Here is a 25625-nt window from a genome sequence, read left to right as displayed (position 1 = left end):
GGGCGGGAGCGAGGTGCCTGCGGAAGATACAAGAAGGCTTCTGAATGAACAGACGATCGTCCGCATTGTGCGGCCGATCTTGAAGAAGGAGGAGAAAATGATGTTTCGGATACGACCCGCGATGCTGAAAATAGCCGCGGCCGCATGGTTGCTTGGTGCAACCGGCGCCATGGCGGACACGACGCTGGAATTCACCCAATGGTGGGAGCCCGAATTGCCGGCGGGATCGCTCAGGGCAATCATGAACGACTTCGAGGCTGCAAACCCCGGCATCAAGGTGACGCTGGTCAGCGGTCCCTATGCGACCACGCGAGACCAGATCTCGGTCGGCGCCGCAACCGGAACGCTCAGCGACGTCGTCGGTCTCGACGGCGCCTGGGTNCACGCGAGACCAGATCTCGGTCGGCGCCGCAACCGGAACGCTCAGCGACGTCGTCGGTCTCGACGGCGCCTGGGTGAACAATCTGAACGCGCAGGGTGCGCTAGCCGACATGAACCCGATGATGGATGCGAGCGGGTTCGACAAGACCCAGGTCGCGGATATCATCAAGGTGGACGGCAAGGCGGTGATGTTTCCCGTGGCTTCGTTCGTCTATCCGGTCTTCGTCAATCTGGACCTCGCCGCCCAGGCAGGCGTCACCAAGCTGCCGTCGACCCGCGCGGAGTTTCTCGAAGCCGCCAAGAAGATGACCCATGCCGACAAGAACCAGTATGGCTGGGTGCTGCCGCTGTCGCTGCAAACGCCGTCCGGTGTCCAGAACGACCTGATGTCGTGGGTCTGGGCCTCGGGTCAATCGATGATGGTTGAAGGCAAGCCGGCTCTCGAGGGCAAGCCGGTCGTCGATATGCTCACCTTCGTCAAATCGCTGAACGACGCCGGCGTCATCTCGCCCGGCATTGCCACCAAGACCGAGCAGGAAAAGGTCGAGGAATTCGTCAACGATCGGGTCGGAATGATGATCGACTCGCTCGCGCATGTGAATCTCATCCGCAAACGCAATCCCAAGCTGAACTTCGACCTCATCCCGGTCCCAGTCGTGGCGGACTACAACGGCAAGCGCGGCCTTCCCTATGCCTCCTGGGGCATCGGCATCTCTGCCGCCTCGAAACATCAGGATGAAGCCTGGAAGCTCGTCCAATATCTGATGAGTGAAAAGGTGAATGCCAAGCTCGTGTCGCTTGCAAACGCCTTCCCGGGGAACGTCAACGCCAAGCCCGATTTCGTGACCTCGGACAAGGCTTTCGCCAAGGCTTTCGAAATCTTCAAGACCGGCTATCTCGCCAACGAGTTCACGGGCCTGCCGGTGGCTGAAGACCTGATGACCCAGTTCGACGTGGAGGCTCAGAAGATGCTTGCCGGCGAGCAGTCTCCGGAACAAGCCGCAACCAACGCTCAAAAGGGCTGGATGGCGAAATTCTGAGCGGCCCATTGCCCGTTTGCTATCTTCCACCGGGTGGCCCGGCCTCGGCCAGGCCACCCGTCAACAACGGATCGCAATTTGAGATGGACCTGTTTTTGAAGCGCACCTTCCTCCTGAAGGCACATCCCAGGGGTCGCACATGACCGGGCAGAAGCGCTCCCACCATCGACTGAAACGAGCGGTCGCACCGTATCTCTATCTGTCACCATCGCTCCTCATAGTCGGCCTTCTGATGCTGCTGCCGATGGTGACGGTGATTGGCTATTCGTTCCAGAACAGCGCGGTGCTGCGTCGCGACCCGTCCTTTGCCGGACTGAAACACTACCAGGCGATCTTTGCCGATCCGGTGTTCTGGGCCTCGCTGTGGCACACGCTCTACTTCACCTGCATGAGTGTCGTCTTCCATATGACCATCGGCATGCTCTTCGCACTCATGCTGAACAGCGACCGCATCAATCCGACGCTGCGCAACATTCTGCGCGTGCTGTACATACTGCCCTGGCTGTTCACCGCGGTAATTATCGCGGTGATCTGGCGCCTTCTGCTTGAGCCGAATGGTGTCGTGAACAGTGTTCTCATGCAGATGGGCATCATCGGTTCCAAGGTCGAGTGGTTTTCCTCGCCCGCGACCGCGCTGCACGCCGTCACCTTCGCCAATATCTGGGCGGGCTACCCGCTTTTCATGGTCAGCCTGCTCGCAGGCTTGCAGGGCATTCCCAAGGATTTCTACGAGGCCGCCGATATCGACGGCGCGAAGGCCTACCAGAAGTTGATCTTCATCACCATTCCGCAGCTGATGCCAATCATCATCAGCATCTCGCTGCTCGACTTCATCTGGACCATGCAGGTCTTTCCATTGATCTGGATAACGACGGGTGGCGGTCCGATCTACTCGACCGAGGTCCTCAGCACCTACACATACAAGCTGGCGTTTTCGAGCTACAACCTGTCGCAGGCCTCGGCGAGCGCCGTGGTCATCCTGCTGATCTCTCTCGGCCTGACGCTGTTCTACATCCGCTATCAAAAGGCTCGGTAGTCACATGAGGAAAATGCACACGCCGAAAGACAGGCTGATCACCGCCGCGCTCCATGTCGCGCTTGCCGCAGGGCTCTTTTTCGCGGCCTTCCCGATCTACTGGATGCTGAGCAGCTCGTTCAAGTCGAACACCGAAATCTTTGCCCTGCCACCAACCGTCCTGCCGAAGGCCTTCACGCTGGAAGCGTATGCGGCCATCCTGGGCGACCCGGTAAAGCTGCGCTTCTTCTTCAACAGCTACTTCGTGGCCGGAGCGGTGACCGTGCTGACGGTGCTGATCGCCTTGCTGGCGGCCTATGGGTTCAGCCGTTTCAATTTCCGCGGCAAGGGCAGCCTCAACACTCTCATCATCAGCACGCAGACGATCCCGCCGATCACGCTTTTGATCCCCTTCTTCGGGCTTGTCGTCTCGTATGGCATCTTCGACACCTATGTCGCGCTGATCCTGACCTATCTGGTGTTTACGCTGCCCTATGCGATCCTGCTGATGACGGGATATCTGAACACCTTGCCGCGCGACCTCGATGAAGCGGTGGCTGTCGACGGCGGCACCAGCTGGACCGCACTGTGGCGGGTGATCGTCCCGATTTCACTGCCTGGTATCGTGGCGACGTCGGTCTACACCTTCCTGTTGTGCTGGAACGAATTTCTCTTTGCGCTGACACTGACGAAGTCGACGTCCATGCGCACCGTCCCGATCGGCATCCAGTTGTTGATGGGGCAACACGCCTTCGAATGGAACCAGATGATGGCGATGAGCGTGCTCGGCTCGCTGCCGCTCCTGGTCATCTACCTGGTTGCCCAGAGGTTCTTCCTCGCCGGCATGACCGCAGGGTCGGTCAAGTAGGATGTCCCTCCAACGGAGGTGGATCAAGGAATGAAAGGATGACCGTGAAAGACCTGAAAGTCGGCTGCCAGACCTTTACCTGGGAAATGCTCGGCGACCGTTTTGCCGGCGGCCCGGACGATCTGCTCAAGGCGATCGCCGATGGCGGCTATGCCGGCATCGAGATCACCGACACGATGATCGGCCGCTATGCCGGCAAGCCGGCGGAGTTCGCGGCCGCGCTGAAATCATCCGGACTGACGCTCGTCTCCTTCGCCTTCGGCTCGAAGAGCGGTTTCACGCTCAGGGATGAGATCGGCGCCGACCTCGATACCGCCAAACGCTGGATCGACTTCGCCGCCGCCATTCCCGGCGCGCTGGTGTCGATGGGCTCGGCCACGATGGTTTCCTACGGGCCGCGCGACGACAAGTTTGCCATCGCCGCCGAGGTCTACAACAAAGCCGGCGAGCTCGGGCGCGAGGCCGGCGTCCAGGTCGCGGTGCATCCAAGCTCGCATCACAACACGCTGCTGTTCGACCGCGCCGACTATGATCGCATCTTCGGGCTGGTCGACGCCTCGCTCGTCGGCTGGGTGCCGGACACCGGCCACATCTTGCGCGGCGGCCAGGACATGGCGGATACGCTCACCACCTATCGCGATCGCATCCGCTATGTGCATCTGAAGGATGTCGATGCCAGCGGCACATGGGCGATGCTCGGCAAGGGCGTCTGCAATACGGCCAAAGTGATCGAGATCGCTGGTGCTGCACCCAATTTCAACGGCTGGCTGGTGCTGGAGGAAGAGTCCGAAACGGCCGCCGCCGACCCTGCCGGCGCCGTCAAAACCAACCGCCAGACAATGCGCGGCTACGGAGCCTGAGACGATGACGACGAACAAGCCCCTGTCCGGCCCCGCCGCAATTGCCGCTCTGCCGCGCAACCGGCTTATCGGCGAGTTTTCGCTGTGGTCGGCCGACCTCGCCAATATGGAGCACGATTTGAAGCGCATCGAGACCCATGCCGATGTCCATCATATCGACGTCGCCGATGCCCGCTTCACCCCTGGCTTCCTGTTCTTCCCGGACCTGGTGGCGCACATCGCCAAGCTCACCGGAAAGCCTATCCATGTCCATTTGATGGTCGAAGCCGAGATCGTCGAGGAACAGACGCGCCAGTTCGTCGAGGCCGGCGCCGACCTGATCAGCGTGCACGCCGAAAACGGCGAGACCGGTCTGCGCGCCGTGAAACTGGCGCGTGAACTCGGGGCCGAGGCCGGCGTGGTGCTGCGGCTGGAAACACCGGTCGCGGCCGTCACGCCCTTCCTGCCGGAAGTGGCGTTCGTGACGCTGCTCGGAACTTCCATCGGCGTCAAGGGCCAGAGCCTGTCGGAGCAGGCGTGTCCGCGCCTGATCGAGGCGCGCGCGCTGATGCGCAAAGCCGGCCGCGAGGCCGACATCGTGCTCGCCGCCGATGGCGGCATCCGCCACGAGACCGTGCCCTTACTGCGCGCCGCAGGTGCGCAGACCGTGGTGCTGGGCTCGCTGGCCTTTGGCGATCCCGACCTTGCCCGGCGCATGGCCTGGCTGCACGGGCTGGAGGTCGCCGCCTGATGACCAAGCTTGCGCTGGCCTTCGATCTCGGCGGCACGGCGCTGCGCGGTGCGCTGGTCGAAAGCGTTGGCCGCATCGTCGCTCATGCTTCAGCGCCGACGCTTGCCGGTGCGGGATCGGAGGCGGTGATCGGCCAGATCGTCGCTCTGGCAGGCACGCTGCTTAAGGAACACCCGCAGGCAAACGTCGCCGGCATCGGCGTCGGCGCGCCGGGACCGCTCGACCCCAAGGCGGGCATCGTGATCGCGCCGCCGACGCTGGCCGGCTGGCACGACGTGCCGCTGATCGACATTCTGGGGCAGCATTTCGGCTTGCCGGTGCGGCTGGAGAATGACGCCAATGCGGCGGCGCTCGGCGAATGGCGTTTTGGCGCCGGACGCGGCAGCGGATCGCTGGTGTTCGTGACCGTATCGACCGGCATTGGCGGCGGCGTCGTCGCCGATGGCCACATCTATCACGGCAGGCGCGGACTGGCGGCCGAGATCGGCCACATGACCATCACCGGTGAAGGCGACCGCTGCTTTTGCGGCGCCATCGGCTGCTTCGAGGCCGTTGCCTCCGGAACCGCGCTCGGCCGCCGCGCCACGCGACTGACCGCGCCGGGCGACGGCTCGCTCTTACGACGGCTGTCAAATGACGGTGACGTCTCGGCCAGGCATGTCGTAGAGGCTGCCAAGGCCGGCGACGCCAACGCTCTCGACCTGATCGAGGCGGAAGCACAATGGCTGGGCATCGGCTTCACCAACCTGCTTCATCTCTATTCGCCCGATCTGATTGTCATGGGAGGCGGCGTTTCCAACGGGTTCGACCTTCTCGCACCGTCGATCAGAGCGGTCATCCAGCAGCGGGCGATGCCGGCCTATCGCGACGTGCCGATCGTGCAGGCTGAACTCGGCGACCGCGCCGGGCTGATCGGCGCCGCCAGCCTGATCCTGTGGGAAGGCGAACCGGGTGCGCCGCTGGCGATGGCGCAGGACGACAAGGACAGAGGCGCGACCGCCGATGCCACGGAGGCACGCCATGGCTGAACTCGAGCTGCGCGGCGCGCGCGAAGATGGTGAATGGTCCAGTTTTGAATGCAGCGCCAAGGTCCCCGAAGAGGACCCCTATCCTTCGCGATTCCAGCTGGCGTATTTTCGGATCGTTTGCCGCTTGTCTTCCGACAAGCCAACAAGGAGACTCTCCTCGAGATAGCCTTGCCGGATGAGATTGGCGAAGACCTGTATTAGCTGTGAATAGCGATAGTCGAACATCTGGTCGATCTTCCGTCGCTGCTGCCGCAGAAAGTCTTCGACATCCCACATTTCGGAAGGCGTTGCCGCAACGTGGGCCCTGCTCTTGAGTTCAGCCAGTGTCTTGTCGAGCGCCACCTTCAACGCTGTGTCATAGGCAGTGCGGGCGACTTTCTTTTCGGACGGAGACCATTTCTTATCAGCGGTCATCGACTGTCTCTATCGAGTTCGCGGCGGCCGTCAGCCGGTAAAACCTGCGACGCAGGACAACCCCGCCGTTGGGACCAATCTACTTTCCGCAATGGTGATCGTTGACCTTGTTCAGCGCATTCGCGTCCGGCCCGACCCGGTCGTAAGAGCACGGGCCGGCCGCCGTGGTGATCAGCATTTTGTCATAGTAGCGCGGGCCGCCGAACAGGGCGTAGATGATGTCGCGATGGGCGGGGACGTAGCGTTCGGGTTCTGGCTGACGATGGCGATGCTTGTCCTTGGCGACAGCCGCTGTGGACAGGCTGCAGCCGACAGCGAGAGCGAGCATGCAGGTCGCAAAGATCTTGGTGGTCATCGGCAGTACCCCTTCTGACGGTTCGGAATCGCAGCATATCCAAAAGCGCCTGCCGAACAAAGGTTCCCTCGCCGGCATTGCCGCCGGTGCCGAAATCAGCCCGCACTGCGCGCGCGCCGCCGTTCGGCTGCAACCAGGAGGTCGACGAAAGCGCGCACCTTGGCCGGCCTGAAGCGCGCCGGCGGGAAGACGGCATGGATGCCACCGGACGGCAAGGTCCAGTCCGCGAACACCCGCACCAGCCGGCCGCGCGCAATGTCGTCGGCGACACTGTAATCCGGAAAGATGCCGAGGCCGATGCCGGCCAGCACGCAGGACAGCACGCCTGGTGTCTTGTCGCAGCTGACGACGGGGTTGAGTTCGGCCAGCACCGTTTCCGTGCCCCTCGAGAACAGCCATTGGCCGACCCCGCGCAACTGGGCGTTGCCGACCCAGGGCAGCGACTTCGCCTGCCTGGGGCTGGCTTCCCCAGGCAGCCTGGCGGCCAGTTCCGGGCTGGCGACGACGAATTGCTGCAGGCTGCCCAGCCGCCGCGCCAGATTGCTGGAATCGGCAAGCCAGCCGACGCGGATGCCAAGATCGATCTGCTCGTCGACCAGGTTGCTGACCGCATCGTCGAAGATCGTCTCGACCCGCATTTTCGGGTATTTTCTGATGTAGGCGGCGATGGTCGGCGCCACGACCTTCTCGCCATAATCGAGCGGCGCCGTCAGCCGCAGCGTCCCCGTCGGCTGCGCCGCTCGCTGCGAAATGTCGCCATAGGCTGCCTCCGCCTCGCGCAGGATGATCGCGGTCCGGTCATAGAACAGACGACCCTCTTCGGTCGCCGTCACGCGCCGGGTCGTGCGCCGCAACAGCGTGGCGCCAAGCTCTTCTTCGAGCTTGCCGACCTGATGGCTGACCACAGCCTTGGCAACATCGAGACGGTCGGCAGCGGCCGTGAACGAGCCGGTCTCCACCACGGTGGCGAAGTAGACGAGCCGATTGAGATTGAGGAGTTCGGTCACAGGCCACTCATTGTCTGATTTTATCAGACAGTTTGTATGATTGATCGCTATTTTTCGCAAGCGGTCCAGCTGTCATCTATCGGGCAACAGAATGAGGCCGCCATGACCAATGCAACCCTAACCTATCTTTTCGACCCGCTCTGCGGTTGGTGCTATGGCGCCACGCCGATGCTTGATCGACTGGCCGCCGGCGGGACCGCGCTCCAACTGCTGCCGGTGGGGCTTTTCTCCGGTGCCGGCGCGCGGCCGCTGGATACAGGTTTTGCCGCCCACGCCTGGGACAATGACCAGCGCATCGCGCGGCTGAGCGGACAGCGCTTCAGCCAGGCCTATCTCGACAATGTGCTCAATGTCAGCGGCACCTTGCTCGATTCTTCCGCTGCCACCATGGGCATCAACGCCGCCAGGCTGGACGACTGGCGCCAGGAACTTGCGGCACTGAAGGCGATCCAGCATGCGCGCTATGTCGACGGCCGCGATATTGTGACGGTTGACGGCGTCGCCGCGGTACTGACCGACGCCGGCATGAGCGACGCGGCAAAGCTCTTGAAAGCGCCGACGCAGCCGTTTCTGGCGAAGCATCACGACCTGGTCAGCCGCGGGCGGATGTTGTTCCAACGGCTGCATGCCAATGGCGTTCCCGCGCTGGCGGTGATCGGCCAAACGGCGCCGCGCCTGATCGGCGCCAACGCGCTGTTCGGCAGCTACGACAATCTCGTCGCTCACATCGAGGCGGCGTAATCCCAGAAATTCTCCCCAGATGAAATTCTCCCCAGACGAAAGGAAAATCCCCATGAAAATCGCACTTATCGGCGCGTCCGGCCAGGTCGGCTCCCGCCTGCTTAAGGAACTCTCCGATCGCGGGCACAGCATCACCGCCATTGCCCGGCATCCAGACAAGATCGCGGCACTTCCGGGCGTGACTGCCAAGAAGGGCGACGTCTTCGACAAGGATGGCCTTGCCGCCCTGATCAAGGGTCATGACGCGGTGATCTCCTCGGTTCATTTCCTCGACAGCGATCCCGATACGCTCATCGCAGCCGTGCGTGCTTCCGGCGTCAAACGCTACCTCGTCGTCGGCGGCGCCGGCAGCCTTGAGGTTGCGCCCGGCAAGCGCCTGGTCGACACGCCGACCTTCCCTGATATCTACAAGGCCGAGGCGCAGAAGGGCGCCGACTTCCTCGACACGCTGCGGACGGTCGACGATCTCGACTGGACCTTGCTGTCGCCTTCGGCGCTGTTCGTCGCCGGCGAGCGGACCGGCAAATACCGCATCGGCAAGGACACGCTGCTGACGTCCGACAAGGGCAGCAGCATTTCCTTCGAGGACTACGCCATCGTCATGGCTGACGAGATCGAAAAGCCGGCGCATATCAAGCAGCGCTTTACGGTCGGCTACTGAGCGCACTTCATTGACAGGCGGGCACTCGACGGAGCGGCCCGCGTCGGTTCCTATCGACGATAGTGCCATCGGAGCCTCCGATGGCACTATCGCTTTCTTCCGTTTCCACTCCTGCCGCCGGTCTGCGACTCTCGCCGGAGCGGTTCAGGACAGGAACGGAAACATGGCAGACATCGCAAAATCGAAAATCGCTATCATTGGCGGCAGCTCCGGAATGGGGCTGGCGTTGGCAAGGCGGTGCCTGGACTCAGGCGCCGAAGTCATCATCGTCAGCCGCAGTGAAGCCAGGCTCAAGCGTGCCGGCGAGGCGCTGCAGAACCCTTCCGCTTTGAGCGCCGTCGCGGCCGATATCGCCAGGGAGGATCAGGTCGCTGACCTGTTCAAGCGAATTGGCCGGCTCGACCATATTGTCAGCACCGCCGCCGACATCGAAGGCGCCTATGAGCTATTGCCTTCAGTCGACCTGAAGGCGGCGCAGCGGGTCGTCGAAAGCAAATTCTACGGGCCGCTGCTGCTCGCCAAGCATGGCGCGCCGCAGCTTTCGGCCAACGGCTCCATCACCTTCACCTCAGGCATTGCCGCCTACCGGCCGGCGGCGCGCGGCTCGGTCGTTGCCGCTGTCAACGCTGCGCTGGAAGGGTTGGTGCGGGCGCTGGCGGTCGAGCTGGCGCCGGTCCGTGTCAACGCCGTCTCGCCGGGCTGGGTCGACACGCCGATCTGGAGTTTTGTGGCCGGCGACAAGAAGGACGAGACGCTCGATGCAATGGCCAGGCGCCTGCCGGTCGGCCGCGTCGGACAGCCGGACGACATTGCCGATGCCATCGCCTTTCTGATGGGCAACGGTTTTACGACAGGGACGGTTCTGCATGTCGAGGGCGGTCATCGGCTGATCTGAGCGCAGCGAAATTCCTGGCCGCGGCCGCCAGCAGCAGTTTCAGCGCCGGCGGCTGAACCCGCCGGCGGCGCCAGACCATGACCAGCGACGCCGTGCGGGCCGACCCCGGCCACGGCAATTCGACGATCTCGCCGCGATCGAGCGCGTCGGCAACGGCCAGCCGCGGCACCAGGCCCATGCCGACACCAGTCGCCACCAAGCCCGCAATGGCGCCGATGCTGCCCGCTTCGGCGGCAAGTTCTGGCGCTGCCATCTCGGCAAAGGCAGTGTCGAACAGATGCCGGTAGACGCATCCGGTTTCCGTCACCACGAAACGCATCGCGGCGAGCGCGGCCAGGTCGTTCTGTCGCGATGCGGCCGCATCTTCGGGCGAGGCGACAAGGACCAGCGGCTCGGCCGATATCGTGCGCCTGGCCAAGCGTTCGTCCAGACCGCTCTTGTCGAAACAGAAGGCGACGTCGATCTCGCTCTCTTCGAGCTGGCGCAGCAGGGCGTCGCTGCCGGCGATTTTCAGCCGCAGACCGATCTCCGGGTGGTCGCCTCGAAAGGCCGCCAGCCATTGCGGAAGTTTGACAGTGGCAATCGTCTCCAGCGCGCCGACCGTAACCGTTCCGGCGGTCATTCCCGTCGTTGCCTCGACGGCAATACGCGCCTCCTCCGCCAGTTGCAGAATCTCTTCCGCATAGGGTTTCAGCGCGTCGCCGGCCGTCGTCAGGTCGAGGCCGTGGCGCGAGCGGATGAAGAGGACGACGCCAAGTTCGCTTTCCAGCGACTGGATCTGGTCGCTGACGCTCGACTGCGCCAGATGAACCTCCCGCGCTGCGCGGGTGATATTACGGTGCCGCGCCACGGCGAGGAAGGTCTTGAGCAATCGTGGGTGCATGCCGTTTCCGGATCTGTCTCTGTTCGACATTTCGGGCTTGGCTGGTCCACTTGCAACCCTGGTCCATTTGCAACCCCGGTCCATTTGCAACCCATTGACGCCGGCGTCATCTGGTTGCGGCAGACCGAAGGGCCAGAATTTCGCGGCAATGACCCGCAAGTTTTCCCACGGCCGGCGCGGTGGCCCAAGAGATCGCCTCTGGCAGATCGCATCGTACGTATGCTCTATGCCAAGCTGATTTCCAGCACCGATGGAAGGACCGACATGCCCCGCCCGCAAGGAACCATCGCCCCGATCCTGACGCCGTTCGAGAACGATGGCCGCATTGCCCGTGACTTGTGGATCTCACATGCCAAATGGGTGCTGGGCCAGGGCGCCCATTTGCTGTCGCCGTTCGGCACCACGGGCGAGGCACTGTCGCTCTCGCTCGACGAGCGCATGCAGGCGCTGGAATGGCTGGTTGCATCAGGCATTTCGCCGGGGCGCATGATGCCCGGCACCGGCGTCACCGCACTGCCCGAAACCGTCGAACTGTCGAAGCACGCGGTCGGCCTCGGCTGCGCCGCCGTGATGGTGCTGCCATCGTTCTTCTACACGGCCGCCGGGGACGATGGCCAGGCGCGCTACTACAGCGAGCTGATCGAAAGGGTGGCCAACCCGGCGCTGAAGATGATCCTCTACCACATCCCGCAGAACTCCGGCGTGCCGGTAAGCCCTGCCCTGACCGCCCGGTTGAGCGCGGCGTTTCCAGAGACGGTCGTCGCCTACAAGGATAGCGCCGGCGACTGGAACAACACGGCGGCGGTGATTGCCGCCGCACCCGACGTCGCGGTGTTCCCCAGCTCGGAGGCGCAACTGACCAAGGGGCTCGCCAGTGGTGCTGCGGGCTGTATCTCCGCGACCGTCAATCTCAACGCTGCGGCCATCCGCGCCCTCTACGACGCGACGATCGCTGGCCAAGACGTCACGGAAGCGGACGCCGCGATCAGGGCGTTCCGCAAGGTGATCCAGGATGCAGGCCTGATCCCGGCAATGAAGGCCGTGCTGGCGGTGCGCTCCGGCGACAAACGCTGGCTCAACCTGCGCGCGCCGCATGAGAATGCGACGCTGGAAAGCGGCAAGGCGCTGCTCACTGCGCTCGGTCCCGCAGCCGATCACATTGGCCGAGGTCACGCATGATGGCGGTTGGCGCAACCCACATGCTCGCATCTTTTCAATCGGCCTAAAGTGACGAGCCTGCCGCCTCTAACGCCGACACGGGCTTAAGCGGTCGCGGACGATCAGCCCCTTTCAGGCACAGTGCGATGGCGCCATTGGCCCTTGAACGGTCAAAATGGAGGCGTACCATCGCGGCATCTGAAACTGAGTCTTCTTCATTCGTCTGGGCTAATGTCCGGACCGGATTGGATATTCCTTGGCAAGGGACGCAACCAGCGGCGCGGCGAAGCGCGGCAAATCGTTTGCCCATGTGGCGGAGGCGTCCTGGGGCAAGGGCCTCAGCACGCTGCTGCGCATCGTGCGCATGACGCTGCGCCATCCTTGGCAAGTTGCGATCACCATCGCCTCGACCTTCATTGCCGCGACGCTGCAGCTGTTCATCCCGCGCCTGCTCGGCCACGCCATCGACCAGGCGCAAGGCGTGATGGCTGGAGGCGGCGGCGCGGCGGCTGAGCAGGCGCTGTGGACGACGGCGATCACCTTGCTCGTCGTCAGCATTCTGCGCGGCCTCTTCACCATGGCGCAGAATTATTATGGCGAGGCCGTTGGCCACCGCACCGGCTATGAGCTGCGCCTGGCCTTCTACGAGAAGATCCAGCGGCTGAGCTTCTCCTTCCATGACCGGGTGCATACCGGCGACCTGATTACGCTTGGCCTGCTCGACCTCGACGGCGTGCGCATGTTCTTTTCCACCGGCATATTGCGCGTGGTGCTGCTCGGCGTGCTGATCGGCGTCGGCTCCTATCTCCTGATCAGCACCGATCTCGAGCTCGGGCTGCTCAGTCTGAGTTTCGTGCCGTTCGTCGCCTGGCGCTCCTCGGTCACACAGCTCAGGCTGCGCAGCACCTGGCTGACGCTGCAGGAGCGGCTGTCAGTGCTGAGCCGGGTGATGGACGAGAACCTCGGCGGAATCCGCGTCGTGCGCGCCTTTGCGGCGCAGCGGCATGAGCTGGAAAAATTCGACCGCGCCAAGAAGTCGGCGCTGGAGCTTGCCGACCAGCGCGTCGACATCCGCGTCTCTAACACCAGCGCCATGAATTTTTCCTTCCTGGCGGCCATGGGCCTGGTGCTGTGGTTCGGTGGCCAGAAGGTGATCGCGGGCCAGATCAGCGTCGGCACGCTGGCGCAGTTCCTCACCTTCATGACCATCCTGCAGATGCCGGTGCGCCAGCTCGGGCTGATGGTCAACTCGTTCGCCCGCGCCTCGACCTGCGGCACAAGGCTGTTCGAACTGCTTGACGCCGAACTTGACATCGAGGATGCGCCTGATGCCAAGGATCTCGTGGTCACCGAAGGCTTGCTGCGCTTCGACAATGTCGGCTTCCGCTACGCGGGCGCCGGCGGCCGGCCGGCGCTGTCGGGCATTTCCTTCGAGGCCAGGTCCGGCGAGACCGTCGGCATTGTCGGCCCGCCGGGCAGCGGCAAGTCGACCATCGCGCATCTGATCCCGCGCTTCTACGATGTGAGGTCAGGCGCGATCACCATCGACGGGCAGGATATACGCGAGGTCACGCTGCAATCGCTGCGCAAGGCGGTCGGCGTCGTGCAGCAGGACGCTTTCCTGTTCACCACCTCGATCGAAAACAACATCGCCTATGGAAATCCCTGGGCGCGCGAGACCCGCATCGGGCAGGCGGCTGAATACGCCCAGCTGCACAATTACATCATCGGGCTTCCGGCCGGCTACACCACGGTCGTGGGCGAGCGCGGGTCATCGCTTTCCGGGGGCCAGCGGCAGCGCCTGACCATCGCCCGCACCCTGATGCTGCGGCCTTCGGTGCTGGTCTTCGACGATTCCACCGCGGCTGTCGACGCCGGCACCGAGCAGCGAATCCGCACCGCGATGAAGCGCTTCGCCAAGGACCGCGTGACGCTGATCATCTCGCACCGGCTGAGTTCGCTGATGCATGCCGACCAGATCCTGTTCATCGAGAATGGCCGCATCGCCGAGCGCGGCACGCACCAGGAATTGCTGGCGCTGGGTGGTCGCTACCGCGCGCTTTACGACCTGCAGCTGCGGCCGGACGACGATTTGCCGGTGGCGGTGGGAGCCGCATAATGTCGACACCGGGTCACGACGAAAAAGAAGACACCAGCCGGCGGCCCACCAGGGCCGTCGTCGGTTCGCACCGCGACGAGGAAGAGGTCTTCGGCAAGGTCTACGATCCGCGCATCGTGCGCCGCATCTGGAGCTTCGTGAGACCGTACCAGGGCCGGATCTTCATCTCGGTGGCCGCCGTTTTGGTGTTCACTCTGACGCAATTGGCGATCCCGCTGGTCATCCGTTACGCCATCGACCACGGCATGGCGGCGGGCAAGGCCGACAGCTCCGTCATGAACTGGGCGATCGGTGCCTTCGCCCTGATCATCCTGATCAACTATGCCGCCAGCTATGTCCAGGAAAGCGTCGTCGGCAAGGTGGCCGAGAATGTGCTGTCGGATTTGCGCCGCGCCATGTTCAGCCATCTGCAGCGCGTCTCGCTGAGCTTCATGGACAAGACCGAGGTGGGCCGGCTGATGTCGCGCCTGCAGGGCGACGTCAATTCCATGCAGGAATTCCTCGAGACCTCGGTGATGTCGGTGGGCGACATCGTGCTGCTGTTCGGCATCGTCAGCGTTCTGTTGTGGCTCGATTTCCGGCTCGGTCTGCTGACGCTGTCGACCATGCCGGCGTTGTTCATCGTGCGCCTGTTCTGGCTGCCGCGCGCCAAGATCGCCTTCATGGCCGCGCATGAGACCAACTCGATCGCCAATGGCGCGCTGGCCGAAGGCATCCATGGCGTTCGCACGGTGCAGAGCCTGGAGCGCCAGCACGTCAATTTCGACCTTTATGACGAGAAGGTGCTGGCCAATCTCAGGGCTCACCTGACCTCGGCCAAATATGCGCAGGTGATGGTGCCGATCGTCGACACGCTGACCGGCATTGCGATGGCAACCGTGATCGTCGTCGGCGGCTCGATGGTGCTGTCGCACAGCCTCGACATCGGCGTCATGGTGGCGTTCCTGTTCTATATCCAGCGCTTCTTCGACCCGATCCGCTCGCTCACCATGCAGTACTCGGTCATGCAGCGCGCCATGGCGTCGGGCCAACGCATCTCCGAAGTGCTCGACGTACCGGTCGACGTCAGCGACAGACAGGGCGCGGTGACGCTGACGCGCGACATGGACGGTTCGGTCGAGTTCAGGAACGTCACCTTCGGCTACCGGCAGAACCAGCCGGTGCTGAAAAACATCTCCTTCCGCGTCAATCCGGGCGAGACGGTTGCGCTTGTCGGCCCCACCGGTTCGGGCAAGTCGAGCTGCATGGCGCTGGTGCACCGCTTCTATGATGTCTGGTCGGGCGAGGTGCGGGTCGGCGGCCACGATGTGCGCGACGTGACGCAGGATTCGCTCGGCGATCAGGTGGCGATGGTGCTGCAGGAGCCGTTCCTGTTTTCCGGCACGGTGCTGGAGAACATCCGCTACCACAAGACATCGGCTACCAGCGAAGAGGTTGTGCGCGCCGCGCAAGCCGTTGGCGCGCACGACTTCATCGAGCATTTGCCTGACGGCTACGACACCGAGCTCGAACAGCGCGGCGGCAATCTGTCCCTCGGCCAGCGCCAGCTGATCAGCTTTGCACGCGCACTGGTGGCGGATGCGAAAATCCTGGTGCTGGACGAGGCGACGGCGAGCATCGATTCCTACACCGAGATGCTGATCCAGAAGGCACTGGTCACGCTGCTGGAAGGCCGCACCGGGCTGGTCATCGCGCACCGGCTGGCGACCATACGCGGCGCCGACCGCATCATCGTCTTACAGAACGGCGAGATCGTCGAGAGCGGAAATCACGAGCAGCTGATGGCGGCCAAGGGCCTCTATGCCAGGCTCTACAACATGAACTACGCATCGTTCGACGATATTGCCGAGGAAGACATAGGCGCGCCGGCCGGCAAGGCGACGTGAGCTGCTGCCGGTTCAGCTCGACTGGGAATGGTGCGGGGCCACTCGTCGTCGACCAATTCGGCTTCAGATGACGACACGTTTCAGCTCGCCTTCCAGCGTAAGCCCGGCGTCACGCATGCCGCGCGTTCAGGTGGAGGAGCGGCCGGCCGCCTAAAGGGCAATCCCGCGTAAATTCTGAATTCTACGCGCCGCCTGGCGCGCGATGCACGCGCAGCTTGCGCCTGAACCTCAGCAAACGCCGTCATGATGGCTTTCGTTCCTTAGCCGTCGGATGAAAATCGCCGGGGAACAGGAAGGCTTGCTGGGAGTTTAGTTCTTCGAGCCGCGCCGTGAACGGCGCGGCAGCGAAGGAGACGGCATATGGGCCTGGGTACCATTCTTATTATCATCCTGATCATCGCGTTGCTCGGCGGCTTCAGCGGCCTCGGCGGCGGCCCGTTCTACGGCACTGGTTACTATGGCGGCGGTGGCCTCGGGCTGGTGCTGATCATCGTGATCATTCTGGTTGTTCTCGGGCGAATATAGCGTCGCCATTGGCGGCCGCCGAGTTTCTACGGCGGCCGCGTTTTCGCCTGACATCGAGGTTTGAAGACATGGCAGCTGAAGACATTGCTGGTCCGGACTGGGCCGGCGTCGGCGCGAGCGAGAGCGAACGCGACGAGCTGGGATATCCTAATGGTGGCACTATCCGAAGGCGGCGGGCGTAAGCTGCAGACCCCGACACCCGCCTGGCGGCCGTGGCGTTCATCGAGGCGGATCGGACGCTTCGAGAAACCCAGGACGGCGACGAGGCGGGTCAAGGGCAGCATCGGCCTGAAGGCCGCAATGGCAGGCACGCCTTACGCCTGAACGCGGTCAACCCGCCGTAACTCCGCCAGCAGAAACACCACCAGCACGCAGCACAGCAGGCCAAGCGACAATGGCAGTCCCTGATGTCCGGTCAGTTGCATCGCCAGCCCGGCCACGGGTGAGCCGACGATGCCGCCTACCCCCCATACGAACGCGAAGGCGGCATTGCCGGCGATCAAGGCTTGACCGGTGAAACGCTCGCCGAGCTGGATCAGCGACAGCGTGTAGATCCCGAACGAGACCCCGCCCCAGACGAAGAAGAGCGGCCAGACAAGCCATGTAGCGAAGAGCAACGGCAACAGAAAACAACCGGCCAGGCAAGCCAGGACACAGAACAGCATCATCGGCTTCGAGCCAAACCGTTCGGCGGCGCGCCCAAGCACGACCTGCAGCACGGCATTGCCGGCGATGAAACAGGTGATGAGCGAAGCGATGCGCTGCTCAGTGCTGCCGAGCGCGGCACCATAGACCGCGAACAGCGAAAGCAGGACTTGCTCGAAGGCGGCAGCCGTGAAGACTGCGAACAAGAGCAGCGGCGCCAGCGCGAAGAAGCCGCCGACCGACACCGCTTCGCCCTCACGCGGCATGTCGGGCAGGCGTGGCGCGACGGCAAGCACGATCAGGCCGCAGACAAGGAAGGCCGCGCTGCCGATGATGAAGGGTGGCCATCCTTGCGTGCCGACCAAGCCTAGCGACAGCGGGCCGAGGCCAAAGCCGGCGGAAACGATGGAGGAGTATAGGCCCATGATGCGGCCTCGGCGTGCGGCGGGTGTGATCGAGACCAGCCAGGTTTCACTGATCACGTAAAGCGGATTGGCAAAGAAGCCGAGCAGGAAGCGCAACGGCATCCAGGCCCATACATCCTGCGTCCAGGCAATCGCGATCAGGACGGTTGCTGCCAGGATCGAACACACAACCGCAAAGCGCGCCGCGCCCACCCGCCGGACCAGCGCCGGCGTGAAGAGCGACGATATAATGAAACCCAGAGGCGTCATCGCGGCCGAGAGGCCGATAAGGCCCGGTGTCGTCCCTTGCCGTTCCAGGATGAAGCTGAGCAGCGGATACGTCAGCCCCTGTGCTATGGCGAACACCGTAACTGTCGCGATGATGCCGGCCATCGCGGCCCATGCGATGTGGTTCTCCGGCGGTGACGTCGCGTCTTCGGCGCTCATGCCGACTTCGAAGCAGGATCGGCACGTTCCGGCAAGTGCAAATGCCGGCAAAACGCCGCGGTACGCCCAAACAGGCGGGCGGGTCTTATCCGCGACATCAGCTCACACTTGCCAGAAGCGTTTGACGATTTCGGCCTCGACCTGGCGTCTGGTCAGACCGATATCGTCGATCAGGTGCGGATTGGTCTCCGCCATCTGCTTGAGGTCCCAGCGAAAGCGTATCCGCTCGCGCCAGGCCGCGATCATGCCCCGCGGGCCCGTCGGACGCCGGCCCGATGACACCGCCTTTTCCGGCAAGGCTGCACGAGCAGAAGCAAGGGTATCGTTCATGGCAACCTCCATTCGGTTTGAGGGGCGACAGCCCTCGGCTTGAAAGAGGTTGAATTCTGCCGCATGCGGACGGCGCCGTAATTAAGCGCAGCCAAATAGTTCTCAAAAGTTCCAAACTGGCTAGAGCACCTCGCCGTTTCATGGAAACGACGAGGCGCTCAACTCTTTGTTTTGACGCCATACGTCCGTGAAGCGCTCCGCGCTTTCCCGTGGGAAAACCGCCTTCACACCTTTCCTGGAATTGCTCTATAGATGCGCGTTATGCAGGGATCGCGCTTTGCCTTTGGTCCGTTCGTGCTTGATCCGGGTGCGGGAACGCTCCTTCGGGACCAAGTTCCCGTAGCCGCCGGCCACCGCGGACTGCAGCTGCTGGCGGCGCTCGTCGCCCGGCCCGGCGAGATCGTGGCCAAGGCCGAGTTGATGGATGCGGCATGGCCAGGCACCGCCGTTGAGGAAGGCAACCTCACCGTCCAGATTGCACAATTGCGCAAGCTGCTGGGTCCGGCCACGAACGGCGGAGAATGGATATCGACCGTTCCGCGCGTCGGCTATCGCTTCGCCGGCGCCATCGAACAGCTCGGCGACGAGAAGCGACAGGCTTTGCCGCTGCCCGCCAAACCGTCGATAGCCGTGCTGCCCTTTGCCAATTTCAGCAACGACCCCGAGCAGGAAGCCTTCGCCGACGGGTTGACCGAAGACCTGATCACCGACCTGTCGAGGATTGGCGGCCTGTTCGTCATCGCGCGCAACTCGACCTTTGCCTACAAGGGCAAGGCGGTGGATGTGCGCGAGGTCGCCAGGGAACTTGGCGTGCGCTATCTCTTGGAGGGCAGCGCCAGACGCGCCGCCGGGCGCGTGCGCATCAACGCCCAGCTGGTCGACGCGCTGAGCGGCGAGCATTTGTGGGCAGACCGCTTCGATCGCGGCCTGGAAGATATTTTTGCCGTTCAGGACGAGGTGACGGCCAAGATCGTCGAGGCGCTGCTTGGCCGGCTGCGCGCGCCGCTGCCGCGCAACCGGCCCCGAAATCTCGAGGCCTACGATCTGTGCGTGCGAGCCCGCAACCTGATCGACGTCTCGCCGGAGACGGCGCGCGAAGCGCATCTGTTGCTGACGCGCGCGCTTGCGCTCGATCCGGACTATGCCGAAGCCTATCGCTGGCTTGCCATGAACCACTGGATGGGATGGGTGCATTGGGGAGAGCCCATTGAGCCTGCCCGCGGCCTTGCCCTGGAACTGGCGCGCAAGGCTGTGGCGATCGATCCCAACGATGCCGGCTGCCACTGGGTGCTTGCTAACCTGCTTGCCTATGAGCGCAGATTCGACGAAGCGGATGTGGGATTTGCCAAGGCGTTCGAACTCGACCCGAACGAGGCCGATGCCTGGGCGACATTGTCCGACATCGCGGTCCTGGCCGGGCGCGTCGAGGACGGCCTCGACTATATCAGCAAGGCGTTCCGGCTGAACCCGTTTCCGGCAAGCTGGTACTACCTGACGCTCGGCCAGGCGCAATATGCGGCGCGCGACTATGAAGCCGCGGTCGAGACGACGCGCCGGGACGAGACGTATCGGACAAGCTCGCGCCGTTTCCTTGCGGCAAGCCTTGCGCAACTTGGCCGGATCGATGAGGCGCGCGCCGAGGTCGACCTGTTCCTTGTCGCGAACCCACATTTCACCACCCGCCACTGGGTCGAGACGGAGCCGTTCCGCGACACTGCCACGCTCGACCATTTCGTCGATGGCTTCCGAAAGGCCGGACTTCCGGAGTGACGGACCGGCGTGCTCGATCGATGCAGGCACCGTCGGTTGCGGCTCAATCTGCCAGTGTTTGCAAGTCGCGCGGCCACTGACCGATCTTGCTTCCGCGAGCAGTCATCCAACAGCGATTGCAGCGAAGCGGCGCGCGAAACCTCTGTCACGGTGAAGCCGGCTGGAACGGCCAACGATCGATCCGGCCGCGGGTGAGCGCTGGGTGGCGGCGGGCGACTACCTGTTGCGCTCTCGTCTGCAATGCCGGCATCGCGGTCGCCGTGGGCAATGATCGGCTTGCCTCGTTGAGCTTTCGACGCGCTCCGACAACTCGCGATGATTTTTCTAGATGCCGGATGATTTTCTAGATGCCGTTTGTCGAAGCATGATCTTTTCCGAAAACCGTTTCCCACTTTTCTGGATCACGCTCTAGCGGCTGGCGCGATCGGAAGTCACCCGCACAACCTGGTTATCTGAGCGCCCTTTAGCTTTCCTTGTTTGAGGTCGGCGGCGGGAGTAATAGTCGCCAAGGAATTGCGAGGAGGAAGAGATGACGCTGAACTTCGACCCGAAGGCGAAGGCCACGGCGTTGTACCATGGCGAATTCCGACCGATGTTCATTGGCGGCAAGTGGGTCGCCGCGCAGTCCGGCCAGGGCATGCAGGCACTCAATCCGGCAACAGGCGAGGTGCTGGCGACAGTGCCGCGCGGCGGGGCTGCCGATATCGACTCGGCGGTGGCCGCCGCGCGCGCGGCCTTCGAAGGCCCATGGTCCAAATTCTCGCCCTACGAGCGGCAGTGCGTGCTGCTCAGGATCGCCGATCTGTTCGAGACGCATTGGGAAGAGCTCAGCGTTTCCGACACGCTCGATATGGGACTGCCGATCACGCGCACGCTCTCCAACCGGCGCCGCGTCATCGGCATGCTGCGCTTCTATGCCGGCATGGCGACGGCGCTGCATGGCGAGGCGATCGACAATTCGATTCCCGGCGAGATCGTCACCTTCACCCGGCGCGAGCCGGTGGGCGTCGTTGGTGCGATCATTCCCTGGAACGCGCCGACCGCCGCCTCGATCTGGAAGATCGCGCCGGCGCTGGCGACAGGCTGCACCATCGTGCTGAAACCGTCCGAGGATGCGTCGCTGACGCCGCTGCTGATCGCGCAACTGATGCAGGAAGCCGGCGTGCCCGACGGCGTCGTCAACGTCGTCACCGGCACCGGGGCCGAAGCCGGTGCGCGGCTCGCCGAACATCCAGACGTCAACAAGATCGTTTTCACCGGATCGACGCTGACCGGCCAGGCCATCGCGCGGGCAGCCGTGGCCAACCTCAAACGCGTTTCACTGGAGCTCGGCGGCAAGTCGCCGATCATCGTCTGCCGCGACGCCGACATCGACAAGGCTGTTCCGATCGCGGCGATGGCGGTGTTCGTGCATTCGGGCCAGATCTGCATTGCCGGCTCGCGGCTGTTCGTGGCGCGCGAAATCCATGACGAGTTCGTCCGCCGGCTCGCCGATTTCGCCGGCAGACTGCGGATCGGCCATGGCATCGAGGCAGAGACGGAAATCGGACCGCTCATCAATGCCAGGCAGGCAGCCAAGGTGGAGGGCTATATCAGGGCCGGCAGCGACGAAGGCGCCGAACTGGTCGCCGGCGGCTCGCGGCTGACCGGCGAGCTCTACGATGGCGGCAACTTCATTGCGCCGACGGTCTTCGGCGCCGTGTCGGACCAGATGACCATCGCGCGCGAGGAGATTTTCGGCCCGGTCATTTCGGCGATGCCCTTCGACTCGCTCGACGAAGCGGTGGCGCGTGCCAATGCGACGCCCTATGGCCTGGCCGCCGGCATCTTCACGACACATCTGGGCACCGCGCACAAGCTTGCGCGCCGCGTCAAGGCCGGCTCGGTCTGGGTCAACATGTACCATGCCATCGACCCGGCGGTGCCGTTCGGCGGCACGAAGATGTCGGGTTATGGCCGCGAGGGCGGCATCGAGCATCTGCACGAGTATCTGGAGACCAAGTCGGTCTGGATCCAGACCGACTGATATTCGCGCGGCGTACTCTGCGAAATCACGATGAAACCACAAGGGCCAGGACGGCGGCGCAGTCACCGGCTTTGACCAGGCCGGGGAAATGCCGCGCCGCCAGAATGCCGGACATTTTTGCCTTGATCTCCTGCGGAGCGATGCCGGTGCGGCCGGTGGAATGGATGCGCGCCAGCACCGAGCCTTCTTTCACAGGCTCGCCGAGATCGACCATGGTCTCGATCATGCCGTCGTCCTCGGCGAAGGAGAAACAATCGCCTGACGGCATGTCGAGCCACTGAGTTCTGCCCTTCTCGACCGCACCATCAACAATACCGGCATGGCGCAGCACATTGCTGATGCCGCGCCGCGCGATCCGCACGGTCTGGGCACGCGAGGTGCCGCCGCCGCCAAGCTCGGTGCTGACGAAGACCTTGCCCATTTCCTCGGCCGCCGTGTCATACATGCCGACGGAGTCAATCTCGATCATGCGCATCGAGAACGGGGCCGAGAACGCGGCGACCGCGTCGAAGGCTTTCTGCTCCAGCGCCTTGTCGGGCACCGTGTGGGCGGCACAGAAGGGCACGAAATCCAGCGTCCTGCCGCCGGAGTGGAAATCGAAGACGAGGTCGGCGCGCGGCAGCAGTTCGCGTTGAAAGTAGTCGGCGATCTTCTCGGTCACCGTGCCGTCGGGACGGCCGGGAAAGCTGCGGTTCATATTGCCCTTGTCGATCGGCGACGTCCGCGTGCCGGCGCGGAAGGCCGGATAGTTCATCGCCGGCACGATGATCACCGTGCCGCTGACCTGTTTGGGATCGAGCGTGCGGGCGAGATCGTAGAGCGCCAGCGGCCCCTCATACTCGTCGCCATGATTGCCGCCGGTGAGCAGCGCGGCCTGTCCCTTGCCGTTGCGGATGACGCAGATCGGGATCATCACCGAACCCCAGGCCGAGTCGTCGCGGCTGTAGGGCAGGCGCAGGAAACCATGTTGCACGCCGTCCTTGTCGAAATCGACGGTCGGCGCGATCGGAGATGGGCGGAGGCTAGGCATCGGGCTCAATTCTTCACCACCAGTTTGCGCGGTACATTGGCGAGGCACTCTACACCGGTTTCGGTGATCAGGATGGATTCGGTGATTTCCAGTCCCATCGTCTCCAGCCACAGGCCGGTCATGAAATGGAAGGTCATGCCGGGCTTGAGTTCGGTGCGGTCGCCGGGGCGCAGGCTCATGGTGCGCTCGCCCCAATCCGGCGGATAGGACAGGCCGATCGAGTAGCCTGTGCGGTTGTCCTTGACGATGCCGTATTTCTTCAACACGGCGAAAAAGGCGTTGGCGATGTCCTCACAGGCATTGCCGGGCTTTGCCGCCGCAAGCCCCGCCTCCATGCCTTCCAGCGTCGCCTTCTCGGCATCTAGGAATTCCTGCGTCGGCTTGCCGAGAAAGACGGTGCGCGACAGCGGGCAATGGTAGCGGCTGTAGCAGCCGGCGATCTCGAAGAAGGTGCCCTCGCCCGACTTCATCGGCTGGTCGTCCCAGGTGAGATGCGGCGCCGAGGCGTCGGCGCCCGACGGCAGCAGCGGCACGATCGCCGGATAGTCGCCGCCGATGCCGTCGACGCCGCGCGTGCCGGCATCGTAGATCTCGGCGACCAGATCGCATTTGCGCATGCCGACCTGGATCTTGTCGACGATGCGCTGGTGCATGGCTTCGACGATGCGGGCCGCCTTGCGCATATAGTCGATTTCAGTCGGGCTCTTCACCGCGCGCTGCCAGTTGACCAGCGCTGTCGCGTCGACGAAGCGGGCGTTGGGCAGGTGCTTCTGCAACGCGGCGAAGGCGGCAGCCGAGAACCAGTAATTGTCCATCTCGACGCCGATGGTCAGCTTGCCCCAGCCGCGATCACTAAGCACGCTGGCCAAAAAATCCATCGGGTGGCGCTCGGTCGACTGCACGTAGTGGTCGGCATAGCCGACGATGTTGTCATGCGCGAGATAGGCGGTGCGCTTGGCGCCATTGGCATCCTGGCCGCGGCCGTACCAGACCGGCTCGCCCGATGGGGGCACAATCACTGCTTGGTGCACATAGAACGACCAGCCATCGTAGCCGGTCAGCCAGGCCATGTTGGAGGGGTCGCTGACAACCAGGAGATCGACGCCCTTCACCTCCATGGCTTTCCGCGTCTTGGCGAGGCGATCCGCAAATTCGGCGCGCGAGAATTTCAGGTTCGGTTGCATTGTTCTTGGTCCTCGTTTGTTGGGCCTTGCGGCCAGCATCAGCTTTCAAAAATGGTTCCGGCATTGGCCGCCCGCGCCCGGTCGCGAGCGAGCGTGGCGATCGCCGTATCCTGCACGCCGGTGCCGGTGAGGTCGGCAATGGTGATATCGCTGGGTGAGCGCCTTCCGTGCCGTTCGCCGGCGATGATCTGGCCGAGTTCGGTGACCGCGGCATCGGCTCCCATCACGCCCGATGCGATGGCGTGATGCAGTTCTCCCAGACGCCGTGTCTGCTTGGCGCTGTCGGCGACATAGAGATCGGCCATGCGCAGGATCGCCGGCGCGATCTCGTTCTTGTGTTCGGCATCCGAGCCCATGGCGGTGATGTGCTGCCCGGCAACGACAAAGCCGGCCTTGATCAGCGGCTCGGTCGACGGCGTGGTGGTGACGATGATGTCGGCGCCGATGGTTGCTTTGGCTGCATCCGGCTCGGCGCGCACGAGAATGCCGAGCTTTTCGCGCAGCGCGCCTGCGGCCGTCTGCGCCTTGACCGCATCGCGCGCCCAGATACGTGCCTCGGCGATCGGCCGCACCAACATGAGTGCTTCGAGTTGCAGCCCGGCTTGCACGCCGGCGCCGAAGATTGCGGCGACGGACGAATCCGGCCGCGACAGATGCTTCGCCGCGACGGCGCCGGCAGCAGCGGTGCGGACATCTGTGAGATAGCCATTGTCCAGCAGCAGCGCCTCGACCACACCGGTTCTTGCCGAGAGCAACACCATCATGCCGCCCCCGCTGGGCAGACCGAGCTTCGGATTATCGAAGAAGCCGGAGCTTATCTTGACGGCGAAACCGTCTATTCCAGGCACATAGGCGGACTTCACATCCACCTCGCCGCGCTGCTCGTGAATGTCCAACCGCAGAATCGGCGGCATCGCCACCGGCAATGTGGCGAGCGCGCGGAAAGCGTTTTCGACGCAGGCGACCGCGTCGAGATCGAGCGTCACGATTGTGCGCAGTTCCTTCTCGGTGAGGATCGTCATCCGGCTCATGCGACGCGCTCCGCGAAGGCGCGCACTGCGAAGGATAGTGTTCCGTCACCCCCCCCTCTGGCCTGCCGGCCATCTCCCCCGCAAGGGGGGAGATTGGACTGCACTCCTGCCTTCGCCAATCTCCAGCGCAGCAAGAACAGCGACCGCATCGAAGCTGCCGATCTCCCCCCTTGCGGGGGAGATGTCCGGCAG

23 protein-coding genes and 1 pseudogene are annotated in these 25625 nt (G+C 63.7%); 15 read left to right on the top strand and 9 right to left on the bottom strand.

The genetic code is table 11. The features are described from left to right. Positions 1–97: 97 nt before the first annotated feature. The 6 genes and pseudogenes from X730_RS01000000164275 (at position 98) to X730_RS155785 (ending at position 5922) form a co-directional block, all read left to right on the top strand. Positions 98–1421, top strand: a pseudogene (locus X730_RS01000000164275) (sugar ABC transporter substrate-binding protein). Between the two features lie 139 nt (positions 1422–1560). Then, positions 1561–2457, top strand: a complete 897-nt coding sequence (locus X730_RS155765) for a sugar ABC transporter permease (protein WP_023825956.1) — start codon at positions 1561–1563, stop codon at positions 2455–2457. Between the two features lie 4 nt (positions 2458–2461). Continuing rightward, positions 2462–3304, top strand: a complete 843-nt coding sequence (locus X730_RS155770) for a carbohydrate ABC transporter permease (protein ID WP_023686993.1) — start codon at positions 2462–2464, stop codon at positions 3302–3304. Positions 3305–3342: 38 nt separating this feature from the next. Then, positions 3343–4164: a sugar phosphate isomerase/epimerase gene (locus X730_RS155775; protein ID WP_023825955.1), complete on the top strand. Its 822-nt coding sequence runs from the start codon at positions 3343–3345 to the stop codon at positions 4162–4164. Positions 4165–4168: 4 nt separating this feature from the next. Continuing rightward, positions 4169–4894, top strand: a complete 726-nt coding sequence (locus X730_RS155780) for a ribulose-phosphate 3-epimerase (RefSeq protein WP_031196728.1) — start codon at positions 4169–4171, stop codon at positions 4892–4894. Continuing rightward, positions 4894–5922 (top strand): ROK family protein, encoded by a 1029-nt coding sequence (locus X730_RS155785; protein ID WP_023825953.1) that lies wholly within the window; start codon positions 4894–4896, stop codon positions 5920–5922. The genes X730_RS155780 and X730_RS155785 overlap by 1 nt, the downstream gene beginning before the upstream one ends. Positions 5923–6000: 78 nt before the next feature. Here the strand turns inward: X730_RS155785 and X730_RS155790 are convergent, their stop codons facing one another. The 3 genes from X730_RS155790 to X730_RS155800 form a co-directional block, all read right to left on the bottom strand. After that, complete coding sequence (locus X730_RS155790) at positions 6001–6336, bottom strand: hypothetical protein (protein WP_023753998.1); 336 nt, start codon at positions 6334–6336, stop codon at positions 6001–6003. A gap of 79 nt (positions 6337–6415) precedes the next feature. Further along, positions 6416–6691 carry a hypothetical protein gene (locus X730_RS155795; RefSeq protein ID WP_023753997.1) on the bottom strand — a complete coding sequence of 92 codons (276 nt, stop codon included), beginning with the start codon at positions 6689–6691 and terminating at the stop codon, positions 6416–6418. 95 nt (positions 6692–6786) lie between these two features. Next, positions 6787–7698 carry a LysR substrate-binding domain-containing protein gene (locus tag X730_RS155800; RefSeq protein ID WP_023699792.1) on the bottom strand — a complete coding sequence of 304 codons (912 nt, stop codon included), beginning with the start codon at positions 7696–7698 and terminating at the stop codon, positions 6787–6789. A 102-nt stretch (positions 7699–7800) separates the two neighbouring features. Here X730_RS155800 and X730_RS155805 point away from each other — a divergent pair, with 102 nt between their 5' ends. The 3 genes from X730_RS155805 (at position 7801) to X730_RS155815 (ending at position 9995) form a co-directional block, all read left to right on the top strand. Beyond that, the gene (locus X730_RS155805) at positions 7801–8439 is read left to right on the top strand and encodes a DsbA family protein (RefSeq protein WP_023825952.1); all 639 of its coding nucleotides are present in this window, start codon (positions 7801–7803) and stop codon (positions 8437–8439) included. Positions 8440–8491: 52 nt separating this feature from the next. After that, positions 8492–9100 carry an NAD(P)-dependent oxidoreductase gene (locus tag X730_RS155810; protein WP_023667893.1) on the top strand — a complete coding sequence of 203 codons (609 nt, stop codon included), beginning with the start codon at positions 8492–8494 and terminating at the stop codon, positions 9098–9100. Between the two features lie 163 nt (positions 9101–9263). Continuing rightward, entirely contained in the window at positions 9264–9995 is a 732-nt protein-coding gene (locus X730_RS155815; protein WP_023753996.1) for an SDR family oxidoreductase, read from the top strand. Here the strand turns inward: X730_RS155815 and X730_RS155820 are convergent. After that, positions 9946–10878, bottom strand: a complete 933-nt coding sequence (locus X730_RS155820) for a LysR family transcriptional regulator (RefSeq protein ID WP_023753995.1) — start codon at positions 10876–10878, stop codon at positions 9946–9948. The two genes, X730_RS155815 and X730_RS155820, sit on opposite strands and share 50 nt — an antisense overlap. Before the next feature lie 264 nt (positions 10879–11142). Here X730_RS155820 and X730_RS155825 point away from each other — a divergent pair, with 264 nt between their 5' ends. From X730_RS155825 to X730_RS1000000165965, 4 genes are all read left to right on the top strand, one after another. Further along, a complete protein-coding gene (locus X730_RS155825) occupies positions 11143–12057 on the top strand; it encodes a dihydrodipicolinate synthase family protein (RefSeq protein ID WP_023692224.1) in 915 nt (304 codons plus the stop codon). A 235-nt stretch (positions 12058–12292) separates the two neighbouring features. Next, positions 12293–14155: an ABC transporter ATP-binding protein gene (locus tag X730_RS155830; RefSeq protein ID WP_023695248.1), complete on the top strand. Its 1863-nt coding sequence runs from the start codon at positions 12293–12295 to the stop codon at positions 14153–14155. Beyond that, a complete protein-coding gene (locus X730_RS155835) occupies positions 14155–16041 on the top strand; it encodes an ABC transporter ATP-binding protein (protein WP_023699801.1) in 1887 nt (628 codons plus the stop codon). Before X730_RS155830 ends, X730_RS155835 begins: the two co-directional genes overlap by 1 nt. 360 nt (positions 16042–16401) lie before the next feature. Further along, a complete protein-coding gene (locus X730_RS1000000165965) occupies positions 16402–16566 on the top strand; it encodes a DUF3309 family protein (RefSeq protein ID WP_023667887.1) in 165 nt (54 codons plus the stop codon). A gap of 314 nt (positions 16567–16880) precedes the next feature. Here the strand turns inward: X730_RS1000000165965 and X730_RS155840 are convergent, their stop codons facing one another. After that, on the bottom strand, positions 16881–18062 hold the full coding sequence (locus tag X730_RS155840; RefSeq protein WP_023753992.1) for an MFS transporter: 1182 nt from the start codon (positions 18060–18062) through the stop codon (positions 16881–16883). 102 nt (positions 18063–18164) lie between these two features. Next, positions 18165–18392 (bottom strand): DUF1127 domain-containing protein, encoded by a 228-nt coding sequence (locus tag X730_RS155845; protein ID WP_023729208.1) that lies wholly within the window; start codon positions 18390–18392, stop codon positions 18165–18167. A gap of 252 nt (positions 18393–18644) precedes the next feature. On the opposite strand from X730_RS155845, the gene X730_RS155850 reads away from it, so the two are divergent. Further along, complete coding sequence (locus X730_RS155850; RefSeq protein ID WP_031194617.1) at positions 18645–20162, top strand: winged helix-turn-helix domain-containing protein; 1518 nt, start codon at positions 18645–18647, stop codon at positions 20160–20162. Positions 20163–20691: 529 nt separating this feature from the next. Further along, positions 20692–22188 (top strand): aldehyde dehydrogenase family protein, encoded by a 1497-nt coding sequence (locus X730_RS155855; protein WP_023825951.1) that lies wholly within the window; start codon positions 20692–20694, stop codon positions 22186–22188. 25 nt (positions 22189–22213) lie between these two features. Here the strand turns inward: X730_RS155855 and doeB are convergent, their stop codons facing one another. The 3 genes from doeB to X730_RS155870 are packed head-to-tail and all read right to left on the bottom strand — an operon-like array spanning position 22214 to position 25433. Beyond that, positions 22214–23218 (bottom strand): N(2)-acetyl-L-2,4-diaminobutanoate deacetylase DoeB, encoded by a 1005-nt coding sequence (gene doeB / locus X730_RS155860; RefSeq protein ID WP_023704767.1) that lies wholly within the window; start codon positions 23216–23218, stop codon positions 22214–22216. A gap of 5 nt (positions 23219–23223) precedes the next feature. Continuing rightward, positions 23224–24402, bottom strand: a complete 1179-nt coding sequence (doeA, locus tag X730_RS155865; protein ID WP_023704766.1) for an ectoine hydrolase DoeA — start codon at positions 24400–24402, stop codon at positions 23224–23226. 38 nt (positions 24403–24440) lie between these two features. After that, a complete protein-coding gene (locus X730_RS155870) occupies positions 24441–25433 on the bottom strand; it encodes a cyclodeaminase (protein WP_023704765.1) in 993 nt (330 codons plus the stop codon). Positions 25434–25625 lie beyond the last annotated feature (192 nt).

The organism is Mesorhizobium sp. L103C131B0, assembly GCF_000502275.1.
In the GTDB taxonomy this organism is placed as follows: domain Bacteria; phylum Pseudomonadota; class Alphaproteobacteria; order Rhizobiales; family Rhizobiaceae; genus Mesorhizobium.
This window is presented reverse-complemented; position numbering and strand designations above follow the sequence as displayed.

What these genes read in the sequence shown, in the direction of transcription:
- X730_RS155765 (WP_023825956.1), top strand. Translation starts at nt 1,561, where the DNA reads ATGACCGGGCAGAAGCGCTCCCACCATCGACTGAAACGAGCGGTCGCA.
- X730_RS155770 (WP_023686993.1), top strand. Translation starts at nt 2,462, where the DNA reads ATGAGGAAAATGCACACGCCGAAAGACAGGCTGATCACCGCCGCGCTC.
- X730_RS155775 (WP_023825955.1), top strand. Translation starts at nt 3,343, where the DNA reads ATGACCGTGAAAGACCTGAAAGTCGGCTGCCAGACCTTTACCTGGGAA.
- X730_RS155780 (WP_031196728.1), top strand. Translation starts at nt 4,169, where the DNA reads ATGACGACGAACAAGCCCCTGTCCGGCCCCGCCGCAATTGCCGCTCTG.
- X730_RS155785 (WP_023825953.1), top strand. Translation starts at nt 4,894, where the DNA reads ATGACCAAGCTTGCGCTGGCCTTCGATCTCGGCGGCACGGCGCTGCGC.
- X730_RS155790 (WP_023753998.1), bottom strand. Translation starts at nt 6,336, where the DNA reads ATGACCGCTGATAAGAAATGGTCTCCGTCCGAAAAGAAAGTCGCCCGC.
- X730_RS155795 (WP_023753997.1), bottom strand. Translation starts at nt 6,691, where the DNA reads ATGACCACCAAGATCTTTGCGACCTGCATGCTCGCTCTCGCTGTCGGC.
- X730_RS155805 (WP_023825952.1), top strand. Translation starts at nt 7,801, where the DNA reads ATGACCAATGCAACCCTAACCTATCTTTTCGACCCGCTCTGCGGTTGG.
- X730_RS155810 (WP_023667893.1), top strand. Translation starts at nt 8,492, where the DNA reads ATGAAAATCGCACTTATCGGCGCGTCCGGCCAGGTCGGCTCCCGCCTG.
- X730_RS155815 (WP_023753996.1), top strand. Translation starts at nt 9,264, where the DNA reads ATGGCAGACATCGCAAAATCGAAAATCGCTATCATTGGCGGCAGCTCC.
- X730_RS155820 (WP_023753995.1), bottom strand. Translation starts at nt 10,878, where the DNA reads ATGCACCCACGATTGCTCAAGACCTTCCTCGCCGTGGCGCGGCACCGT.
- X730_RS155825 (WP_023692224.1), top strand. Translation starts at nt 11,143, where the DNA reads ATGCCCCGCCCGCAAGGAACCATCGCCCCGATCCTGACGCCGTTCGAG.
- X730_RS155835 (WP_023699801.1), top strand. Translation starts at nt 14,155, where the DNA reads ATGTCGACACCGGGTCACGACGAAAAAGAAGACACCAGCCGGCGGCCC.
- X730_RS1000000165965 (WP_023667887.1), top strand. Translation starts at nt 16,402, where the DNA reads ATGGGCCTGGGTACCATTCTTATTATCATCCTGATCATCGCGTTGCTC.
- X730_RS155840 (WP_023753992.1), bottom strand. Translation starts at nt 18,062, where the DNA reads ATGAGCGCCGAAGACGCGACGTCACCGCCGGAGAACCACATCGCATGG.
- X730_RS155845 (WP_023729208.1), bottom strand. Translation starts at nt 18,392, where the DNA reads ATGAACGATACCCTTGCTTCTGCTCGTGCAGCCTTGCCGGAAAAGGCG.
- X730_RS155850 (WP_031194617.1), top strand. Translation starts at nt 18,645, where the DNA reads ATGCGCGTTATGCAGGGATCGCGCTTTGCCTTTGGTCCGTTCGTGCTT.
- X730_RS155855 (WP_023825951.1), top strand. Translation starts at nt 20,692, where the DNA reads ATGACGCTGAACTTCGACCCGAAGGCGAAGGCCACGGCGTTGTACCAT.
- doeB (WP_023704767.1), bottom strand. Translation starts at nt 23,218, where the DNA reads ATGCCTAGCCTCCGCCCATCTCCGATCGCGCCGACCGTCGATTTCGAC.
- doeA (WP_023704766.1), bottom strand. Translation starts at nt 24,402, where the DNA reads ATGCAACCGAACCTGAAATTCTCGCGCGCCGAATTTGCGGATCGCCTC.
- X730_RS155870 (WP_023704765.1), bottom strand. Translation starts at nt 25,433, where the DNA reads ATGAGCCGGATGACGATCCTCACCGAGAAGGAACTGCGCACAATCGTG.